We start from the raw sequence: 17,592 nt of genomic DNA, 5'->3' as shown, positions 1-17,592 counted from the left end.
GGTAGCTTTTCTTTATCCCAATGAAATTTCACTATCACTGATAATCTGTGAAGAACAGGCAAGAATATAGCCTTGTTCGATTTCATCTGCTGTGAGTGTCGCTTGGCTGGTGGAGCGAGTGCTATTGGGTGTCGCTTTGCACTTACATGAGCCACAAATGCCACTGCGACAAGCAATGATAAGTGGCACACCTTGTGCTTCTAATACATCGGCAATATTACTGCCGGATTCAATGGCTACTGCTGTATTGAAACTTGGTACCGTTAACGTCACTGTTTGCGGTTGCTCTGTATCTCTTTGGGCGTGCTGAGTGTACGTGGTTGGTGTAAAACTTTCAGCATGGAATTGCGACATATCAAAATCGAGATGGGTCAGATAGCCTTTTACATCTTCCATAAATTGAGTTGGCCCACAGAGATAGACGGTTCGGTCATGCAGATCGGGAACAAGTGTTTCTAACCACGCTTGATCTAAACGCCCTTGAGGATACGACGTATGCTGCTTGTCTTTTAATAAAAGGCTTAACGAAAAACGCTCATGTTTTCGGTTAAGTTGTTCGAGTTCATTAAAGAAAATCGTGTGTGCTGGTGATCTTGCAATATGAAGAAAATGAACATCACAGTGCGGATTATGATTTAGCCAGGTTGTTGCCATGGAATATACAGGTGTTATGCCGCAACCCGCACTAATGCATAAGGCTTTATTGTGCTGAGGTGGATGATCGACACTATTAAATTCACCTGCTGGTGGAAGCACCATGACAGAATCACCGATCTGAAATTGATCGATAAAAAAATTCGATACTCGTCCACCTTCTACTCGCTTAATGGTGAGTTGTAAATCGGTGTCAAAAGGCGTAGAGCTTAATGAGTAAGCGCGATACTCCATTTTCCCATCGAGATTTACACCGATATTAACGAACTGACCGGGTTTAAATTTCGCTAAGTGATTCTCATCGATACAGGCAAGTTTAATACTGATGGTATCTTCGGTTTCATGCCATTTATCACAACAGGTTAGTTTCACTGCTTGATTATTTAGCCATGGCGCCAACAAAGTACTTAACATGGAAGACTCTTTGAGTGGTAGCTCTCCTCTTTCACTTGCTTTTTAGGTGAAAGAGGAGAGACGAGGTGGAAATTAAGCGGCAAGGATCGTTTTTAGATCTGCTTCAACCGTCGTGATCGGACGCATATCAAACTTCTCTTGGATAATTGCTAGTAAGTTATCTGTTAAGAATGCAGGCGCAGTAGGACCTGTGTAGATCCCTTTTACGCCAAGTGCGAACAACGTCAGTAAGATCACAATGGCTTTTTGTTCAAACCAAGATAGTACTAATGTTAGCGGCAGTTCATTGATGTCACAGTCGAACTCTTTTGCCAGTGCTAAAGCCAGTTGAATTGCAGAATAGGCATCGTTACATTGACCAACATCGAGCAGACGAGGAATACCGTTAATGTCGCCAAATTGATTCTTGTTAAAGCGATATTTACCGCAAGCAAGGGTTAAGATCACTGAGTCTTCAGGTGCTTGTGCGGTGAAGTCGGTGTAGTAACTACGCTCAGATTTATCACCATCACAGCCACCAACAAGGAAGAAGTGGCTAATATTGCCTTTCTTCACTTCATCAATCACGGCAGGTGCTGCGCTCATGAGTGCGTTACGACCAAAACCAATCGTGATCATTTGCTCAATTTCATTATGTTGAAAACCATCTAACGCCAAGGCACATTCAATCACTTGGCTAAAATCATCACCGTCAATGTGTGCCACGCCAGGCCAACCAACGATACTACGCGTAAAAATACGATCAGCATATTGACCAACGTTCGGGTTCAATAAGCAGTTAGAGGTCATCACAATGGCACCAGGGAAGTTAGCAAATTCTTTTTGCTGGTTTTGCCATGCACTACCAAAGTTACCCACAAGGTGCGGGTATTTTTTCAATTCAGGATAACTGTGAGCTGGTAGCATTTCACCGTTGGTGTAGACGTTGATGCCAGTGCCTTCGGTTTGTTGCAGGATTTTTTCCAGATCATGTAAATCGTGACCAGAAACAAGAATACATTTTCCTTTTACTGGCTTTACATTAACTTGGGTAGGTTCTGGGTGACCAAAAGTTGTTGTCTCGCCCGTATCTAGCATTTCCATAATGGTGTAGTTCATTAAACCAATGCGCATTGAACAGTCGAGAAGCTCATTGAGTGCTGTTGGATCGGTACCTAGCCACGCCATGATTTGGTGATATTGGGCGTATACGTCATTGTTAGTTTGCGCAAGGACACGAGCATGCTCCAAATAAGCGGCTGCACCTTTTAAACCATATAAACATAATAAGCGTAAGCCGATAACGTCTTCATCTAACAAGTCATAGCCACGATTTACAGCAACTTGTGGTGCGAAAGCTAAAATAGCGTCGGCAGATTGCGGTAATTCAAACAGTGCGACAGCAGGTAGATCGGGTAATGTTTTATCAGATAGGGTATATGCATCAACAACTTGTTCTTGTAAACGTGATTTATAGTGTTGTGCTTGCTCGGCAAGTTCAATGATACGAGCAGGATCGAAGTTAACATTGGTTAATGTCGAGAAGAATGCTCGTGGTGCCCATTGGTTGATTTCATCATCAATGATATCAACATTAGCCGCTAATTCTGCCCAGTAAGAAACCCCTTGTAGGGCATAAACAAGTACATCTTGAAGATCTGAGACTTCAGCGGTTTTTCCACACATGCCAGCGGCAAATGAGCAGCCTTTTACTTGTGGGGTTTGAATTGTTTGCTCACATTGAATACAAAACATGAAAATCTCCAGTATCTATTTATTCTGTTATTTGTAACGAATCTTCTTCGTTTTTTGATACTAGATTGCACTATGCGTGCCAGTTTTAATTTGTTGATATTTAAGGTTTTTATTTGATGTTGGTTATGTTTGATGTCATTAATACAACAAGTTGTGTTGTGTTAATGACATCGAATTCAATTTTAAGAGATTAATGGATCTGAAATTTTTTCCCCATTCGGTACAAATTGCCACGATCCATTTGTAAAAACTGTGCTGCCTTTGACCAGTTTTTATCCATTTTTTCATAGCTATGGTGAATTAACTGCTTTTGATAGCTTTCTACAAGTTCACGCATCGATTGAGATTGTTCAGGAAATAGGTTTGATGTGTTTTTTACATCAACAGAGCTAAATTCGTTGTCAAAGTGCGCTAAAGTAATGGTTTGTTGTCCTTCTTGAATAGCACGAAGTGCGGCACGCGTAAGGCTGTGTTCTAACTCTCGAATATTACCGAGCCACGGCTTTTTTTCTAGCGATCGTAATGCCTTAGGGTTGATGTGAAGGTTGGGCACATTAAATTGCAAGCGGACTTTTTCCAATAAGTAGCCTGCGAGTACTGGAATATCACTGAGTCGTTGGCGAAGCGGTGGCACGGCGATAGGAAAAACATTAAGACGATGATAAAGATCGGCTCGAAAGATACCGAGTGTGATTTCTTGCTCTAAATTACGGTTAGTGGCTGCGATGATCCGTACATCGACACGGTGATGTTTATCACTACCGACCCGTTGAACATCACCTTGTTGTAGCACACGCAATAACTTTGCTTGTAGTAGTAGAGGCAGCTCACCGATTTCATCTAAAAACAGTGTGCCACCATCGGCAAGTTCAAACTTACCGGCTCGATGACTATTAGCACCAGTAAATGCTCCTTTGACATGACCGAATAATTCACTTTCTGCTAAGTTTTCAGGCAGAGCAGCACAATTTACATAAATCATCGCTTTATCAGCACGGTGTGATTGTGCGTGAATCGCATGGGCAACCAATTCTTTACCTGTACCGGTTTCGCCGCTTATTAATACGGCATAATCAGATTGAGCAACAGTTGATATATTGGTTTTAAGCTGTGCCATTTCAGGGCTAAAACCAATCATTTCGTTTTGTTGGGAACGTGCTTGTTGGATCAAGGTTTCATTGAGTGATTGCTGTTTTTTGTTTTGTAATTTTAATGCATTAAATTGCGCGATATTACGAACGGTCGCGGCAGCAAGAGCGGCAAACGTCTCAATGGCGACGGTATCAATATTATCAAAAGCACCAACAGTTAATGAATCTAAGGTCAGCACACCAACTAATTGTTCATCAACATATAAGCTACAGCCTAAGCAGTCATGAACATCAATACTGACTTCTTCATTTAATAACAAACCGTCAAAAGGATCGGGGAGTTCTGAATGGGCATCAAAGCGAACCGGTTTTTTGCTTGCCATTATGGTTGCTAAGCGAGGGTGTGCTTTAGGAAAGAAGCGACGACCTAAAACGGCTGCTGATAACCCTTTTACTGCCACAGGTGTGAGAAATCCATGATGATCGAGTACGAACAATGCACTGGCGTCACAGGGAAAGACAGCTTCGACGCCATCGATGAGGGTTTGATAATGCTCATCACTAGCGAGATGAGCACTTAGGTTTAAGGCGATATTGAGAAGAACCTTATCGATATTTACTCGCATTGCGATCACTTATGTTGTCGTGTTTGATGTATTAATAACAACATAAATTGGTGCAATGAGAGTTAATCTAGAACAAAGAAAATAAATTTAATGTATTTTAAATGCATCTTTTGTATTCATTAAGTTCATTTCTTATTTTGCGTTTGGTTTTTCGCTATAAACGTAACGTTCGCCGTCTTTTTTATAGTAGGTATTATTGATAATGGCGTAAGTTGCGCCAGCTATTACAGCAAAGGTAGCAATTTCAGGCAAATGGTGTTTTTCATACCAAGGTTCATGATTATCATCATAATGTTCACTATAGTGCTCTTTGTAATATCTATCGCAGTCATGTTTGTGGTGATGACCTTTTTTACAGTGTTTCCAAGGGGGATCACAATGATGTTTAGGACCATGTGCCCATGAAAGTGAAGGTGCTAACAAAGCAATGATAAGAAAACTATATTTAAACACACTATATTCCAATAATCGGGGGAGTTTGGATAAATAGCTTAAAAAGAGAAGCGTTATTTATTGTCAGTGCATTGTTATTTTAAAATCAGATAATAAACTGCATGAAACGTCAAAAAAATAACGATTTTGTACTATTGATGATTTAAAAATGACGCAATATTTGAATAGTCATCAAAAAAATATATTTGTTTACATGTTGAGCAAAAAAACGCTTATCTTTCTAGGGGGAATTTTTTACAATTAGATTATCTTACTGATGATTAATGTTTTTTTGAGTTTACTATGATTCGCGCATATGCACGTTTGTCAAAGAGTTATCCGTTAGTACATAAGCTTAACATTTTATTAGTTTTATCTATTTTTATTTTATGTACGTATCAATTGCTACAAAATAGCAAAGTTGAATACGCAGTAGGTTTAATTTTTATCTTATTTCCATTGTTTTTATTTGCAAAAGCATCGACGTATAAGAATAAATACCTTGGTGATAGATAGCTTAACTACTCATTCAATAAAACGCCCCGATAACATTATGCTATCGGGGCGTTTTATTTTTTTTTATGCCTAATTTAATAACATAAAATTACGACTCACCTTGCCAAATACGCTGACATTCAGCAGAGCCATTGGCTGCAATCGGCTTTTCAAATAGCCATTGCAGTGGGGCGACTACTGGGCTGGTAGTAAAGCGTACTGAGGTTTCGAGGATTGCTGACAGCGGCACACCAAAATGGAATTTTTCAAAACTACCATTTACCTCAACAGGGGTTTGTAGGCTGAAAATTTGTGCTCGTTTTGATTTTGGCGATAAGTACAGGCTGAAATCACGATTTTTATAGCTAGCATCAAATGCACCATGAACTTGGATTCGTGAGGTATCGAGCAGTAGATCACGCTGGGTCATATTGCCATTTTTGACGTTAAAGCCACCGGCAACACAGTTCAATACCGAGTTATCTTTGTTCATAAACTTAGGTAACACCGCATCAGCTAAGCTCACCGCCCATAGATCAATTAAGTTAGCTTGGAAAGCTTTTGGCCATGCTGCAAAACCAATAAAGCCATTAGCGTTATTCATTAAACTATCTGGCGTATTTGCTAGGCTGTTTAAATCAAACTTAAAGCTAATTTTGCCATGCATATCTGTTTTAGGATCAATACGGCGAGCAATAATGCCGTAATCGAAGTTTTTCACTAAGCCTTCTAAATGAATATCAAACAACTCTTTTTGTGCTTTCACTGAGCCTTTAATATCAATATTGCCGCCAGGTAGCTTGATATGGAGCGGATTTAAACTCAGTAAACCGTTATGCAATGTCCAATCGAGTTGTCCAGCTCCAAGCCAGTCTTTACCTGAACGAACCTCTCCAACATTAAGTTTAAAATTAGCATTAAGCTTATTTAAACCTTCTGGGCTAAGCACGGGTACTGGTTTGTCTGTTGTTGCTTTAGTTGGCGCAGTCTTTTCTTTGCTGTCTTTAGGTAACCAGGCTTGCCAATTTTTAACTTTAAAATCGTTAATTTGAATAAATGGCGCACGAAGATCTAATGAAACAGTCGGGCGGTCTTGGCCTTTCATTGGCGGTAAGAAATCACCTTTACCTTGTAATTTACTGCTGCCTACTTGAACCAGCATATTACGCAAGTGGTAGCCCACTTTATCGGTTGACAGTGAAGCTGCGACAGTTACCGGACCATAAGGGGGTAGCTCTAGCCCAGTAAAAGCATTGAAGCGATCTAGGTTAGGTGTTGTTGCCTTAAAGGTTAAGTTGAGCTTTTGTGGGTTAATTGGAAGTGATACATCGGATTCCGCATTGAGGGCAATATCACCTACATTAGCCGTTAATGTCACTGGCACGGATTTGCGTCCATCATTGGCTTGTTTCAGTGAGACTGAATCAATCACAATGTTCACCGGTTTATCAGCAGCTTTCCCTGAAATGGTTAAGTGAGTGGCTGTATCAGGGCCTGTAATAAACTTACCTTGGCGAAGTGCAACATTAAACGCTTTGCCAGTATAGGTATCGGCAACACGCAGCTTACCACCGTTTAATTGAGCTTCGACTTTAGCTTGTTCCATCAACTCAAGCACAGTACGACCTGATAATGACAAAGATAACTTAGCGCTATCGAGTGTCATACCAAGATCATTGGTGACATTGAATTGCTTTAAGATCTGACCAATATTAGGCTTGTTTACGCCTAGATGTAGCTGCGATTGGATAGCATTATTATTGATATCCAGTGAAATATCACCTTTATACAAGCTACCAGCATAACGAGCACTAAATGGGGTGGGAGCTAACTTTCCGCCGCGAAGTTGACCACTAAATTGGGTATCATTAATTTGCTGATTAGCCCATAGCATCTTATTCACGCCAAGTTTTACATCAGCATCAGCAATCACTACTTTGTTGCTCAGTAATGGCATATCAAGGTTTACGCCTTGTGTTGGCACGGTTTGCTCAACTGTCGGTACATTTCCTCGATCAACAAATTGTCCAAGTTGATTGAAATTTAAAGTATCAAACTGCGCATTGAGCTTTAAGAATGGCGTTTTAGTGTTTTGTTTCCACTTAAAATCGACTTTACCTTGGCTTTGCATTAATGCCATGGTCGGAATATCTAATGCTAGCCAATCGCCTGTATTGGTCAGTTTGCCTTTAAAATCGATTTTTCCATGCATAGACGCACGCGTGCCGAGCCACGGACTTAGCTTACCAGCATCATCACTGTGCACTGTTAAATCTAACCAACTGCCTTTTTGCCAGTTAGTTTTTACAAATTCACCTTTTGCTTTAATATCGATAACTGGGCTAGCAAAGTGTAGCGATGGGCTCCAATTACGATGATTAATAATATCGGACAATGTGCCAGCTTTGGCGGTGATCTGAACTGGAATCGCCATGATCTGACCTTGAATGTCAGAGCTAAATGGCTGCTCCATTCCTGAGGTTAATACCGCTTTATCGATGGCAAATGATGCTTTTGCTCCCCAATCAAGATGAGCCTTATCGATATTAAGCGCGAGCTGGCTGTTATCAATCCAGTCTTGAAGTTTGGTTCCTTGGGTTGTCAGCTGTAACTGGGCATTTTCAAGGTGACCTTTAGCGTGTGGAATTCCTGAAATCCAACCTGCCATTTCACCTAACTGAGAATCTTTCGCCCCTAATTTTACATCAACGGTTGATGTCCATTGAGTGGCATCAATATCGGCTGCACCACGAAACGGTACATTGGCAATATTGGCAGTCATTGGGGCATGAAGTTTACCTTTATCACCTTCAACTTTAAGCGAGATGTTATTGACTGGTGTGCCTAAGCCTTTGATCTCATCAATAGATAAATCAAGATGGGTTTCGGTTTTCACTAACCATTGGTCAAGGGCTTTTTGCAGTGGGGATTGTTGTGGTGCTGCGGCTGCGTAACCCACACCGTACATCACAGGCGGCTGAGGTTGTAACCATGGACGCAGATCAATCAACGGAATGTTGAGTTTGCCGTTAATGTGGTTAAGCGCTTTGTCGTTTTGTGCCAGAGAAATATCAAGGAAGCCTTTCGCAGAGGTAATCGGGCTAGTTAGCGCAATATCTGCCAGTGATATCCCTTTGCTCGATGCGGTGATCTGCGTTGTCAGTGACATCGGCGCTGCATGACGTAAATCAATATCAAGTAGAGATTCAAGCTCTGATGTATCAACCCAATCGAGTTTTACCTTGGCTTTTGAAGGTGTGTTACTACGAAACGGATGAATATCGGCATCAATATTGAGCTTTGCCCCAGCAAAACTGCCTGTTGCATCAAGTTTACCTTGCTGCTCATTGATCAGCGATTCTAAATCTCCCGCTAGAGAAACATCATAGTCATTCCCCATTGCATTACCTTTGGCTTGTAATAGCCATTTATCAGGTTTGGTTAATGCTAATTGCTCTAAATACACATTAGCGTATTGTCCTGTTTGTTGATCTACGTAATCAACGGCAACTTTATCTGCCTGAATATTATTACTGAGCGCTAACTTAAATGGGGTAGAGCTGTTTGATTGCTTAGGTTTAGCTTTCGGATCGTTGCCAAACATCCAGTTTGGCTTGCCTTGGTTATCTTTAACCAAATGTAGGGAAGTATCTTTTAGATCAAGATAATCGATTTTTAGCGTGTGAGAGAGCAGCGGTAATACCGAAACCTTCGCGCCAATATATCCCGATTTCAGCATCGGTTCCCATTTCATGGCTTCGGTATTAGCAATGGTGACATCGCTAAGCTCAATTTCAGGGCTAAACGATAAGGTCAGTGACATGTCACCACCAATGGTTGTTTCACGATCTAGCGTAGAGCTTAACCATTGGTTGATATCATGTCGGTGCTTGGTTAAATCGATCTTAACGCCATAAGCAAGCACACCTGTTGCGGCAATAATTGGTGTGAGTATGGCGATGGATGTCCACTTAGCGACCTTTTTTAATTTATTTTTCTTCGGCTGGCTGGCTTGCTTGCTCACTGTTGGCTGGTGAAGCAGGATCAGATGGAATGTGTGATGAACTCATAATACGTCAGACTTCTTTTTCGGTAATGAGTGTAGCAGCTAGTGATAGTTACTTTCGAAACGTCAATCTTATACAGTGCTGCAAATAACTAGCAAAATAATGTTTTATGCCAAATGTTTATAGTCTGACAGTATATCAAAAACAGGGTTCCCTGAACGTTGTGAATAATGGTAACAAAAAGTAAATGCTTGGTGGTGTTACTCTTGGATGGCGAGGCACAAGATATCGGTCAGAGTTTGCTGCGCTGCAAGGTGGAGAGTAAAAGGCTGATTGGCAATCCTATGTAGCGATGGCTCGCAATGCATCAACAAGGTGAAATCAGCAAGACTGGTTAATGGCAAATCATCAGGTGTGGTGATCACAACGATAGTAGCACCGTGAAGTTTAGCGGCATGGGAAGCTAACTGTAATGTTTGATGTTCAGTATTATTGCTAAGGATAAAAAGCACGTCTTGCTCTGTTAACGTGTTAGCAATAGTGCTTTGTAGTGATGGATCTGCACTGTGGATCACAGGTCGCCCTAACGAAAGTAATTTGTTATTAAAATCATGAGCCACTAATGCATTAGAGCTCAGTCCAATTAACTGAATGCGGGTGGCTGATTTTAATGTCGTTGCGATTTGTTCGAGTAAATCAACATCTATCGCTTTAGTAGTATCGATGATCGCATTGGCTTTTTGCTGTGCCATTTTGCTTAAACTACTCGCAAGCGCATTATTAGTCTCTGGTTGAGTGGGCAACTGGTTAAGTACGTTACCACCAATGGTATTGTGGCGCGCTAACTCCTCGCTGATTGCCATTTTGAAAGCGGGAAAGCCTTTAAATCCAATTCGCTGGGTAAACTTTACAATACTTGATTGACTGACATTCGCTGCCGTTGCTAATTCCTGAGAAGAAAGCGACACCACCAATTCAGGTTGCGCTAATACCAAGGTCGCAATCTTTTGACCATTAGGGGAGAATTGTGATTGTAGGCTGGCGATTTTATCAAGTGCAGTCATGGTAATAACAGTTCAGACATTTGCTCTGATAATAGCCTGAATCATGCTTAATTACCGTGATATTTATTGTGTTATGTTAATTGTATGCAAGAAGCTAGAGCCTGATATGCTTGTTGATTATGATTGATAAAGAATGAATAAAAACTAGGACGAAACCTTGAAGATTGATCTTACCCAATTAGTCACTGAAAGCCGCAATACGGCTAGCCAAAATATCGATATGTTATCGACAGTCGATATGCTGCAGGTGATCAATAATGAAGATAAAAAAGTCGCGCTCGCGGTAGAGCAGGTGTTACCTGAAATTGCTCAAGTAGTTGATGCGATTGCGATAGCATTTCAGCAAGGTGGGCGTTTAATTTATGCAGGCGCTGGTACATCAGGTCGTTTAGGTATTTTAGATGCAAGTGAGTGTCCACCTACTTACGGTAGCAAGCCAGAGCAAGTGGTCGGCTTAATTGCTGGTGGTCATCAAGCAATTTTAAAAGCGGTTGAAAACGCAGAAGATAATCGTGAAATGGGTGCGCAAGATCTCATTGATCTTAATTTTACCGAAAAAGATGTGTTAGTCGGTATTGCTGCCAGTGGTCGTACACCTTATGTCATAGGGGCAATGGAATACGCAAAATCACAAAACGCGATGGTCGCTTGCATTAGCTGTAATCCACAAAGCCCAATGGCAGCACTGGCTGATGTGGCAATCACACCAGTGGTGGGGGCTGAAGTGGTAACGGGCTCTTCGCGCATGAAAGCCGGTACAGCGCAAAAGTTAGTGCTAAATATGCTGACAACGGGAGCCATGATCCGTGTTGGTAAAGTGTATGGCAATTTAATGGTGGATGTTGAAGCGACCAACGCTAAATTGGTTGAACGCCAGAAAAACATTGTGATGCAAGCTACCGAATGTAGCCGTGAAGAAGCAGAGCAAGCACTTACTCAATGTAATGGTCACTGTAAAACAGCAATTGTCATGCTCCTTGCAGGTGTCGATGCTCAAACTGCCACAGACTTATTAGCAAAAAATAACGGCTTTACACGCCAAGCGATCCAAGCTTAACGATACAAAACAGAAAGCCCTATCTCGATGGTCGATGATAGGGCTTTGTTTTATAACCTACTAACTTGAAGTGGCTTGGGTATATAGAGATTAAAGCGACTGAAATTCTTTTTGGAAATTCAGTACTTTTTCAAGATAACGACGAGCTTCAAGTTTTGGATGCTTATTCGTGAGCGCCCAATAGGCTTGATTCGGTTGCAATTGATTGAGCTTATCCATTGCTCGTTGCCTATCTGAATCAAAGGTTGATAACACGCCACCTGTACCACTGTTATAAGCGGAAATCATACTGTAATGCTTAGTGGTTGGATTTCTCACATCCCTTAAGTAACGGGTTTGTAAAATGTGCAAATACGCTGTCCCCGTATCAATATTGTTAGCCGGATTAAACAGGTAATCTTTGGTCGGTATCCCCGGTTTGTTTTTCACCAGTTTAAAGACATCAGCACCTGCGGTTTTCGGAATAACTTGCATTAAGCCATAAGCCCCAGCGTGGCTGACAGCAAACGGGTTAAAGCTGCTTTCTGTTTTTACCACCGCATAGATCAGATCTTCTGAAATACCGTATTGGCGAGAAGCACGCTTAATTAAATCAGCATATTGGTATTCACGTTGCTCAAGGTGATCGCTCACCATATCTATTTCAACGTAGTAAGCGGTGCCACGTTTGAGTGGTTTGGTGCGTAGCTTATTTTCAATCAGAAAATCTGCGAAACGCCCAGCACGCCACGGCCATTGAATATCTTGGTTATCATGATCTTTAACTTGCCCAAGTAAGAAAGGCTTACCGTTCAGTGGAATGGACTTATCACTGAATAAATCAACCTGAGAAGGATCGGCTGGCATCAGCAAAGTTTCTTCAATCGCTTTTTTCAGTGTGGCTTCTGGTGCGTATTGAGCAACAGTGGAAACGTAAATTTTGCCGCTATCAAAATCAATGTGTGCACGCGTACGATAGCCATCGAAATACTTCACATAACGGTGTTTACCTGCTTGAAGGAATTCATCATCACCCCATTGCTTTTTCGCTTGGGTTGCAAGGTAAGCCATTAATGCTTTGATCGCTTGCTCATTAGTCATATTACCAGTATTGATGCCACCGCCATGATTGTTATTACCGTTATTAGGGTAAGTGGGAGTGCAGTTATAGATACACTCGGGTTGGCTTGAGGATGAACATCCTGTGGCAATTAAACCAGCGATCATAATGAGCCAAGCTTTTTTCATGATTTTCCTTTATGCGGCAATATGCGATTAGTGAGTATTGGTAGCATCCCGAATAGCGCTATTAAGATCTGACGTTAATTTATCGACAAATCGGCGTTTACGTTGTTCAGCACGTTGCTTACGTTCACGTGCTTGTTGATCGACATAATTATCCCAACGCTTTTCAACATAATCGTCGTCTTTTAAATTGTCCCACGCATTTTCGATGCGCTCACGACGCTCTTTTCTTTCTCTAATTTGACGCTTAGATTCTCGAATACTGTTTTGCAGTTTCTGAAGACCATTATCTACAGAATTTAAAGTATCTACGAGATCTTTTGCTTGGATCGAGGTTGAAAATACGCTTACTAAAACAGCAAATAAAAGAGATTTGTTTTTCATTATTCTTATTAATGTAGTCTAAAGTAAAACTTTGAGTTTACATTTTGAGAGGTGTATTTCAATATTATTCATTTATTTGATGATTTACTTGAAAAATATATTCAAAGGTGATTGGTGTGATAATTAATATGTTACATCTGGTTACATAATCTTGATTGTGATTATTAAGCGTTATGATTGAATAGCGCTACTTAAATTACATGAGGTATAAAATACATATGGACGACCCCTCGAGTTGTTCTCTATTCCTGAGCTCCTTAAATAAGGAGTCTATTCAATGTTAGATCTTTTCCTTCAACCTGAAGCGATGATGATATTTGCCACCCTATTTGCCCTAGAAGTGGTATTAGGCGTGGATAATATTGTTTTCATCTCAGTGCTTTGTGAACGACTACCTGAACATCAACGTAAGATGGCGCGAAACCTCGGTATTGCATTAGCTGTTGCTGCACGTATCGGTCTGGTATTCTCGATTAGTTGGGTAATGTCACTAACGCAACCATTATTCTCTATCGCCAGCGCTCCGTTCTCGGGCCGTGATTTGATCATGATTGGTGGTGGTGCATTCTTGTTAGCGAAAAGCTTAAAAGAACTATGGATGTGTTTCTCTGGTGAACATCATCAAGAAGCAAGTAAAGTTCGCGCAGGTATTGCCTTAGTCTTATTGCAGATTGTTGCCGTTGATGCGGTATTCTCGATGGACTCGGTGATCACAGCGGTAGGTATGACAAGTGAAGTACCATTGATGGTTGCGGCGATTTTGGCATCAGCTGTTGTGATGGTGCTATGTGCTGAGAAGATCAACGATTATGTTTCTCGTTACCCTGGCTTTAAAACCTTAGCATTGCTATTCCTTGTAATGTTAGGTGCAATGTTAATGGCAGAAGGTTTTGAGATCCATTTCAATAAGGGATATGTGTATTTTGCCATGGCGTTTGGTTTATTAATTGAAACCTGCCACATCTTATTGAAGAAGCGCAATAAAAAAGTGTTTCGTCGAATCTACCCACAACAATGTGGTTGGGCTGTGAAAGTGAAATAATCAACGTTAATATCAACAGTTCAAATACAAAAAAGCAGAGCTTACTAGGCTCTGCTTTTTGTTTATACCCAAGTAACTTCAAGATGCAGTGTTCAGCGAGACGACCTTAGTTCTCTGGTGCGGCAACGATTCGAAGATATAGTGGTTCTACATTGAGAATCGTTAACAAAGTCTGAGAGCTAAGGACGCTCGCCCTTTGGTCGCGTGTCACTGAGCCGACTTCTTACGTCAGACAACCTGGAAAGAGCTCGCTATTCCGCTTCGTTGCCTTCCTTGAATTCAACTCAGTGACTTCGCTCTGAATCAGTCATCTTGAAGTCGCTTGGGTATATACGGGTATTTAAAATTAAGCGAATTTCTTACGTTCAATAAAGAAGTGAAGTAGTGCCATACCACCATGGCCAATCAAATACACTTCAATCAAACCTGTTAGCGATTTATGGATTTCTCGCACATCGTTGGCATAAGGTGAGTGGCTTAACCATAGTACAAGCCATACTAATGCAGCGGCTTCAATTAAGATCAACGCACCAATACCTAAACCTTGAATAATGTTACCTAAGCCTTTTTCTCGAGGCTCTGGTAATTTGCCGTAACGTAGCTGTTTTAAATCATCAAGCAAAATTGCGTTGTCACCAAATAGGTAAGGGAAGAATTGGCGAAATGATTGTTTAGTTAACATGTAGCCGATCATAGCCAATGTCACCACAACGGTTAGCACACCTAAAACAATATGTACCCATAAGAAAAAGGTAGAGAGTGGGCCACCTTTGATCTCACCCGTGTGGGTCATGTGCATAAAGTTACTGTTTAAGATTTGCAGGATTACTAAGGTAGCAAGTGAAGTATGAATATGGCGTAAACCAGTGTTTGGGAAGTAATGTTTGATGTAGCGCCAAAATGAATGAAGAAGTGGCATAGTAAATCCTTAGTAATCAAGTGCCAAAAACAGTGAGTTAAGAAATACCGCAGTGACCTAGAGGTAACTTATGTTAAAGCCTGCAATTTTAGGCTCATAGGGTATATAAGCGGAATTTAGCACACGAGAAAAAAATAGACAGATTTCAGAATGATAAAATCACGTAATTTAAATATGCATTTTTAGTGTTTAAAAATATTAATGTAGTAAATGCGTTATTTGTTCTTCATACCTGTTAATCATAAGTTAAACTGGTGCAGCTAAAACAAATATAATGGAGAATGTTGTGAGCTCATCAGGAACACCTAAATTATCCCAATTGAATGTTTTTCCAGTTAAATCTATCGCTGGTGTTAGTCAATCTCAAGCATGGGTTGAAAAGCAAGGTATGGCATTCGATCGCCGATTTATGGTTGCCAAGCCTTCCGGCGATATGGTTACTGCACGCAAATATCCGCAGATGGTGAAAGTGAAAGCGGCATTACTCGCAGACGGTTTAGTATTAAGTTACGGTGATAAATCACATCTATCATTGAAATATAAAGATTTTTTAATGCAGGATGCATCCTCAACGGTGTGGGCAGATACATTTATCGCTTATACCACCACAGAGCAAGCCAATGCATGGTTTAGTGATATTATCGGTGAGTCGGTACAGTTGTTATTTACTGGTGAGCAATCCAACCGTGTACGTCCTAAAATCCAACAGAATGTCAGTTTCGCTGATGGTTATCCATTATTAGTGATCAGTGAAGCCTCGCTACAGGCGCTTAATGAGCGAAGTAGTGAACATCACACCATGGATCAGTTTAGAACCAACTTAGTGGTTAGCAATACGGAAGCTTTTGCCGAAGATGGTTGGAAGCGCATCCGTATTGGTGAGGTTGAATTTGAAGCAGTAAAACCTTGTGCTCGCTGTATTCTAACGACTGTCGATCCTCAAACTGCCTCGTTTAATCAAGCGAAAGAGCCATTAGTAACAATGGCAAAATTTCGTGCTGATGCATCGGGTAATGTTTATTTCGGACAAAATCTTGTCGCCCTTAATGAAGGGATCATCACAGTGGGTGATGAAATTGAAGTGTTAGAGACCAAGCCGAAAGAGATTTATATCGATAACAGCGATGTGAAGCTACAACTAACTTGTGTTGAGCGTGAAGATATAGCACAAGATTTCACTACGTTCTGGCTTGAATCGCATCAAGAAAACCAAGCGTTACCGACTTATTTGCCGGGGCAACACCTACCGATTCAATTAGAAGTCAATGGCGAATATATTTCTCGTCGTTATACCTTATCTTCTAGCCCGTCACGTCCTGGGCGTTATGGGATTTCAGTAAAACGTGTTGATGATGGACGGGTGTCTAACTGGTTGCATGAGCATTTTCAAGTTGGTGATACGCTGGTGGCGGATTCGCCAAGTGGTGATTTTTACCTCGGCGTGCATACCGACAAACTGCTGTTGTTATCAGCCGGTAGTGGTGTCACGCCAATGCTCTCAATGCTCCGTTATTTATCAGACAACGACCGTGTGCGTGATGTGGTGTTTTACCACCAATGCCGTACCGAAGCAGATATTCCATGCTTAGAAGAGTTATATGCGCTAGAGGAAAAACACCCATCGTTAGACTTACGCATTGTACTCAGTCAGCCTAAACGTGATTGGCAAGGCGAATCAGGACGATTGAGCATTGGGCATTTAGCCATGATCAGCGATCTAGATAAGCGTCAGGTCTTTGTGTGTGGTCCGGATGCCTTTATGGATTCAGCAAAGACATTATTACTCAATATGGGTATGTCGGCATCACGTTATCATCAAGAAGCGTTTGGTCCTGTGCGTCATGCTCAGCAAGAAAAGAAAGCAGTGGAATTGTCGATTGATGGGCAAGTATTTCAAGGTAATAACCAAGCAACCTTGTTAGAGCAAGCAGAGAATGTGGGCATTACAATGGATTACAGTTGCCGAGCAGGTTTTTGCGGTGCCTGTAAAGTAACGCTTGTGTCAGGGGACGTTGAACAACCCGATGTACCTGCGTTGTCACAACAAGACCGTGAGCAAGGAAAAGTATTAGCGTGTTGTTGTGTACCTAAAAATGATTTAACCATTATAAAATAACGACAGAGATGAGATATAAGGCCATGTGGTAGTTCACATGGCCTTTTTTATTGATAACGCTAATATATTGTTATTGATGGTTATATTTATAAATTATGTAATATTTAACCTGTTAGATTAAAAAGAATAAAAAAGCGTAGAATATAAACAATTTCATTTATTGATCTAAAACAATAAAACAAGAGGTTAATATTTGGTGTGTTTTTAATTTTTTATTAACAAATTACTTTATTATTATGATATTAAAGAGAAATCTACAATAAATATTGTTTTAAAAATGTTTTATCGGATTAGTCTATGACAATATCCACTTTTTCCGTTTGGATATATTAA

Annotated in this window: 12 protein-coding genes; 3 read left to right on the top strand and 9 right to left on the bottom strand. The window is 40.8% G+C overall.

Features of this window, described 5'->3' with window-relative positions:
* Positions 1 to 12 precede the first annotated feature (12 nt).
* From Q7657_RS00230 to Q7657_RS00205, 6 genes are all read right to left on the bottom strand, one after another.
* Entirely contained in the window at positions 13 to 1,056 is a 1,044-nt protein-coding gene (locus Q7657_RS00230; RefSeq protein WP_498827300.1) for an FAD-binding oxidoreductase, read from the bottom strand.
* A gap of 84 nt (positions 1,057 to 1,140) precedes the next feature.
* Positions 1,141 to 2,802, bottom strand: a complete 1,662-nt coding sequence (hcp, locus tag Q7657_RS00225) for a hydroxylamine reductase (RefSeq protein ID WP_107166375.1) — start codon at positions 2,800 to 2,802, stop codon at positions 1,141 to 1,143.
* A 190-nt stretch (positions 2,803 to 2,992) separates the two neighbouring features.
* Positions 2,993 to 4,519 carry a nitric oxide reductase transcriptional regulator NorR gene (norR, locus tag Q7657_RS00220; RefSeq protein WP_107166374.1) on the bottom strand — a complete coding sequence of 509 codons (1,527 nt, stop codon included), beginning with the start codon at positions 4,517 to 4,519 and terminating at the stop codon, positions 2,993 to 2,995.
* A 132-nt stretch (positions 4,520 to 4,651) separates the two neighbouring features.
* Positions 4,652 to 4,972 carry a hypothetical protein gene (locus Q7657_RS00215; RefSeq protein ID WP_107166373.1) on the bottom strand — a complete coding sequence of 107 codons (321 nt, stop codon included), beginning with the start codon at positions 4,970 to 4,972 and terminating at the stop codon, positions 4,652 to 4,654.
* A gap of 583 nt (positions 4,973 to 5,555) precedes the next feature.
* Positions 5,556 to 9,470, bottom strand: coding sequence for an AsmA family protein (locus Q7657_RS00210; RefSeq protein ID WP_498827071.1), 3,915 nt, complete (start codon positions 9,468 to 9,470; stop codon positions 5,556 to 5,558).
* A gap of 243 nt (positions 9,471 to 9,713) precedes the next feature.
* A complete protein-coding gene (locus tag Q7657_RS00205; protein WP_107166371.1) occupies positions 9,714 to 10,517 on the bottom strand; it encodes a MurR/RpiR family transcriptional regulator in 804 nt (267 codons plus the stop codon).
* A 157-nt stretch (positions 10,518 to 10,674) separates the two neighbouring features.
* Here Q7657_RS00205 and murQ point away from each other — a divergent pair, with 157 nt between their 5' ends.
* Positions 10,675 to 11,574 carry an N-acetylmuramic acid 6-phosphate etherase gene (murQ, locus tag Q7657_RS00200; RefSeq protein WP_107166370.1) on the top strand — a complete coding sequence of 300 codons (900 nt, stop codon included), beginning with the start codon at positions 10,675 to 10,677 and terminating at the stop codon, positions 11,572 to 11,574.
* Between the two features lie 90 nt (positions 11,575 to 11,664).
* Here murQ and mltC read toward each other — a convergent pair whose 3' ends face one another.
* Entirely contained in the window at positions 11,665 to 12,801 is a 1,137-nt protein-coding gene (gene mltC / locus Q7657_RS00195) for a membrane-bound lytic murein transglycosylase MltC (protein ID WP_107166369.1), read from the bottom strand.
* 27 nt (positions 12,802 to 12,828) lie between these two features.
* Positions 12,829 to 13,182: a hypothetical protein gene (locus Q7657_RS00190; RefSeq protein WP_107166368.1), complete on the bottom strand. Its 354-nt coding sequence runs from the start codon at positions 13,180 to 13,182 to the stop codon at positions 12,829 to 12,831.
* Positions 13,183 to 13,459: 277 nt separating this feature from the next.
* Here Q7657_RS00190 and Q7657_RS00185 point away from each other — a divergent pair, with 277 nt between their 5' ends.
* A complete protein-coding gene (locus Q7657_RS00185) occupies positions 13,460 to 14,224 on the top strand; it encodes a TerC family protein (protein WP_107166367.1) in 765 nt (254 codons plus the stop codon).
* Positions 14,225 to 14,570: 346 nt separating this feature from the next.
* On the opposite strand, the gene Q7657_RS00180 is transcribed toward Q7657_RS00185, so the two are convergent.
* Complete coding sequence (locus tag Q7657_RS00180; protein WP_107166366.1) at positions 14,571 to 15,143, bottom strand: cytochrome b/b6 domain-containing protein; 573 nt, start codon at positions 15,141 to 15,143, stop codon at positions 14,571 to 14,573.
* Positions 15,144 to 15,417: 274 nt separating this feature from the next.
* Here Q7657_RS00180 and Q7657_RS00175 point away from each other — a divergent pair, with 274 nt between their 5' ends.
* Positions 15,418 to 17,259 carry a hybrid-cluster NAD(P)-dependent oxidoreductase gene (locus Q7657_RS00175; protein ID WP_107166365.1) on the top strand — a complete coding sequence of 614 codons (1,842 nt, stop codon included), beginning with the start codon at positions 15,418 to 15,420 and terminating at the stop codon, positions 17,257 to 17,259.
* The last annotated feature ends 333 nt before the right edge of the window (positions 17,260 to 17,592 follow it).

The organism is Candidatus Photobacterium acropomis (genome assembly GCF_030685555.1).
Taxonomy (GTDB): domain Bacteria; phylum Pseudomonadota; class Gammaproteobacteria; order Enterobacterales; family Vibrionaceae; genus Photobacterium; species Photobacterium lucens.
Note: the sequence above shows the minus strand (reverse complement) of the source record. Positions and strands in the feature narration are given on the sequence as shown.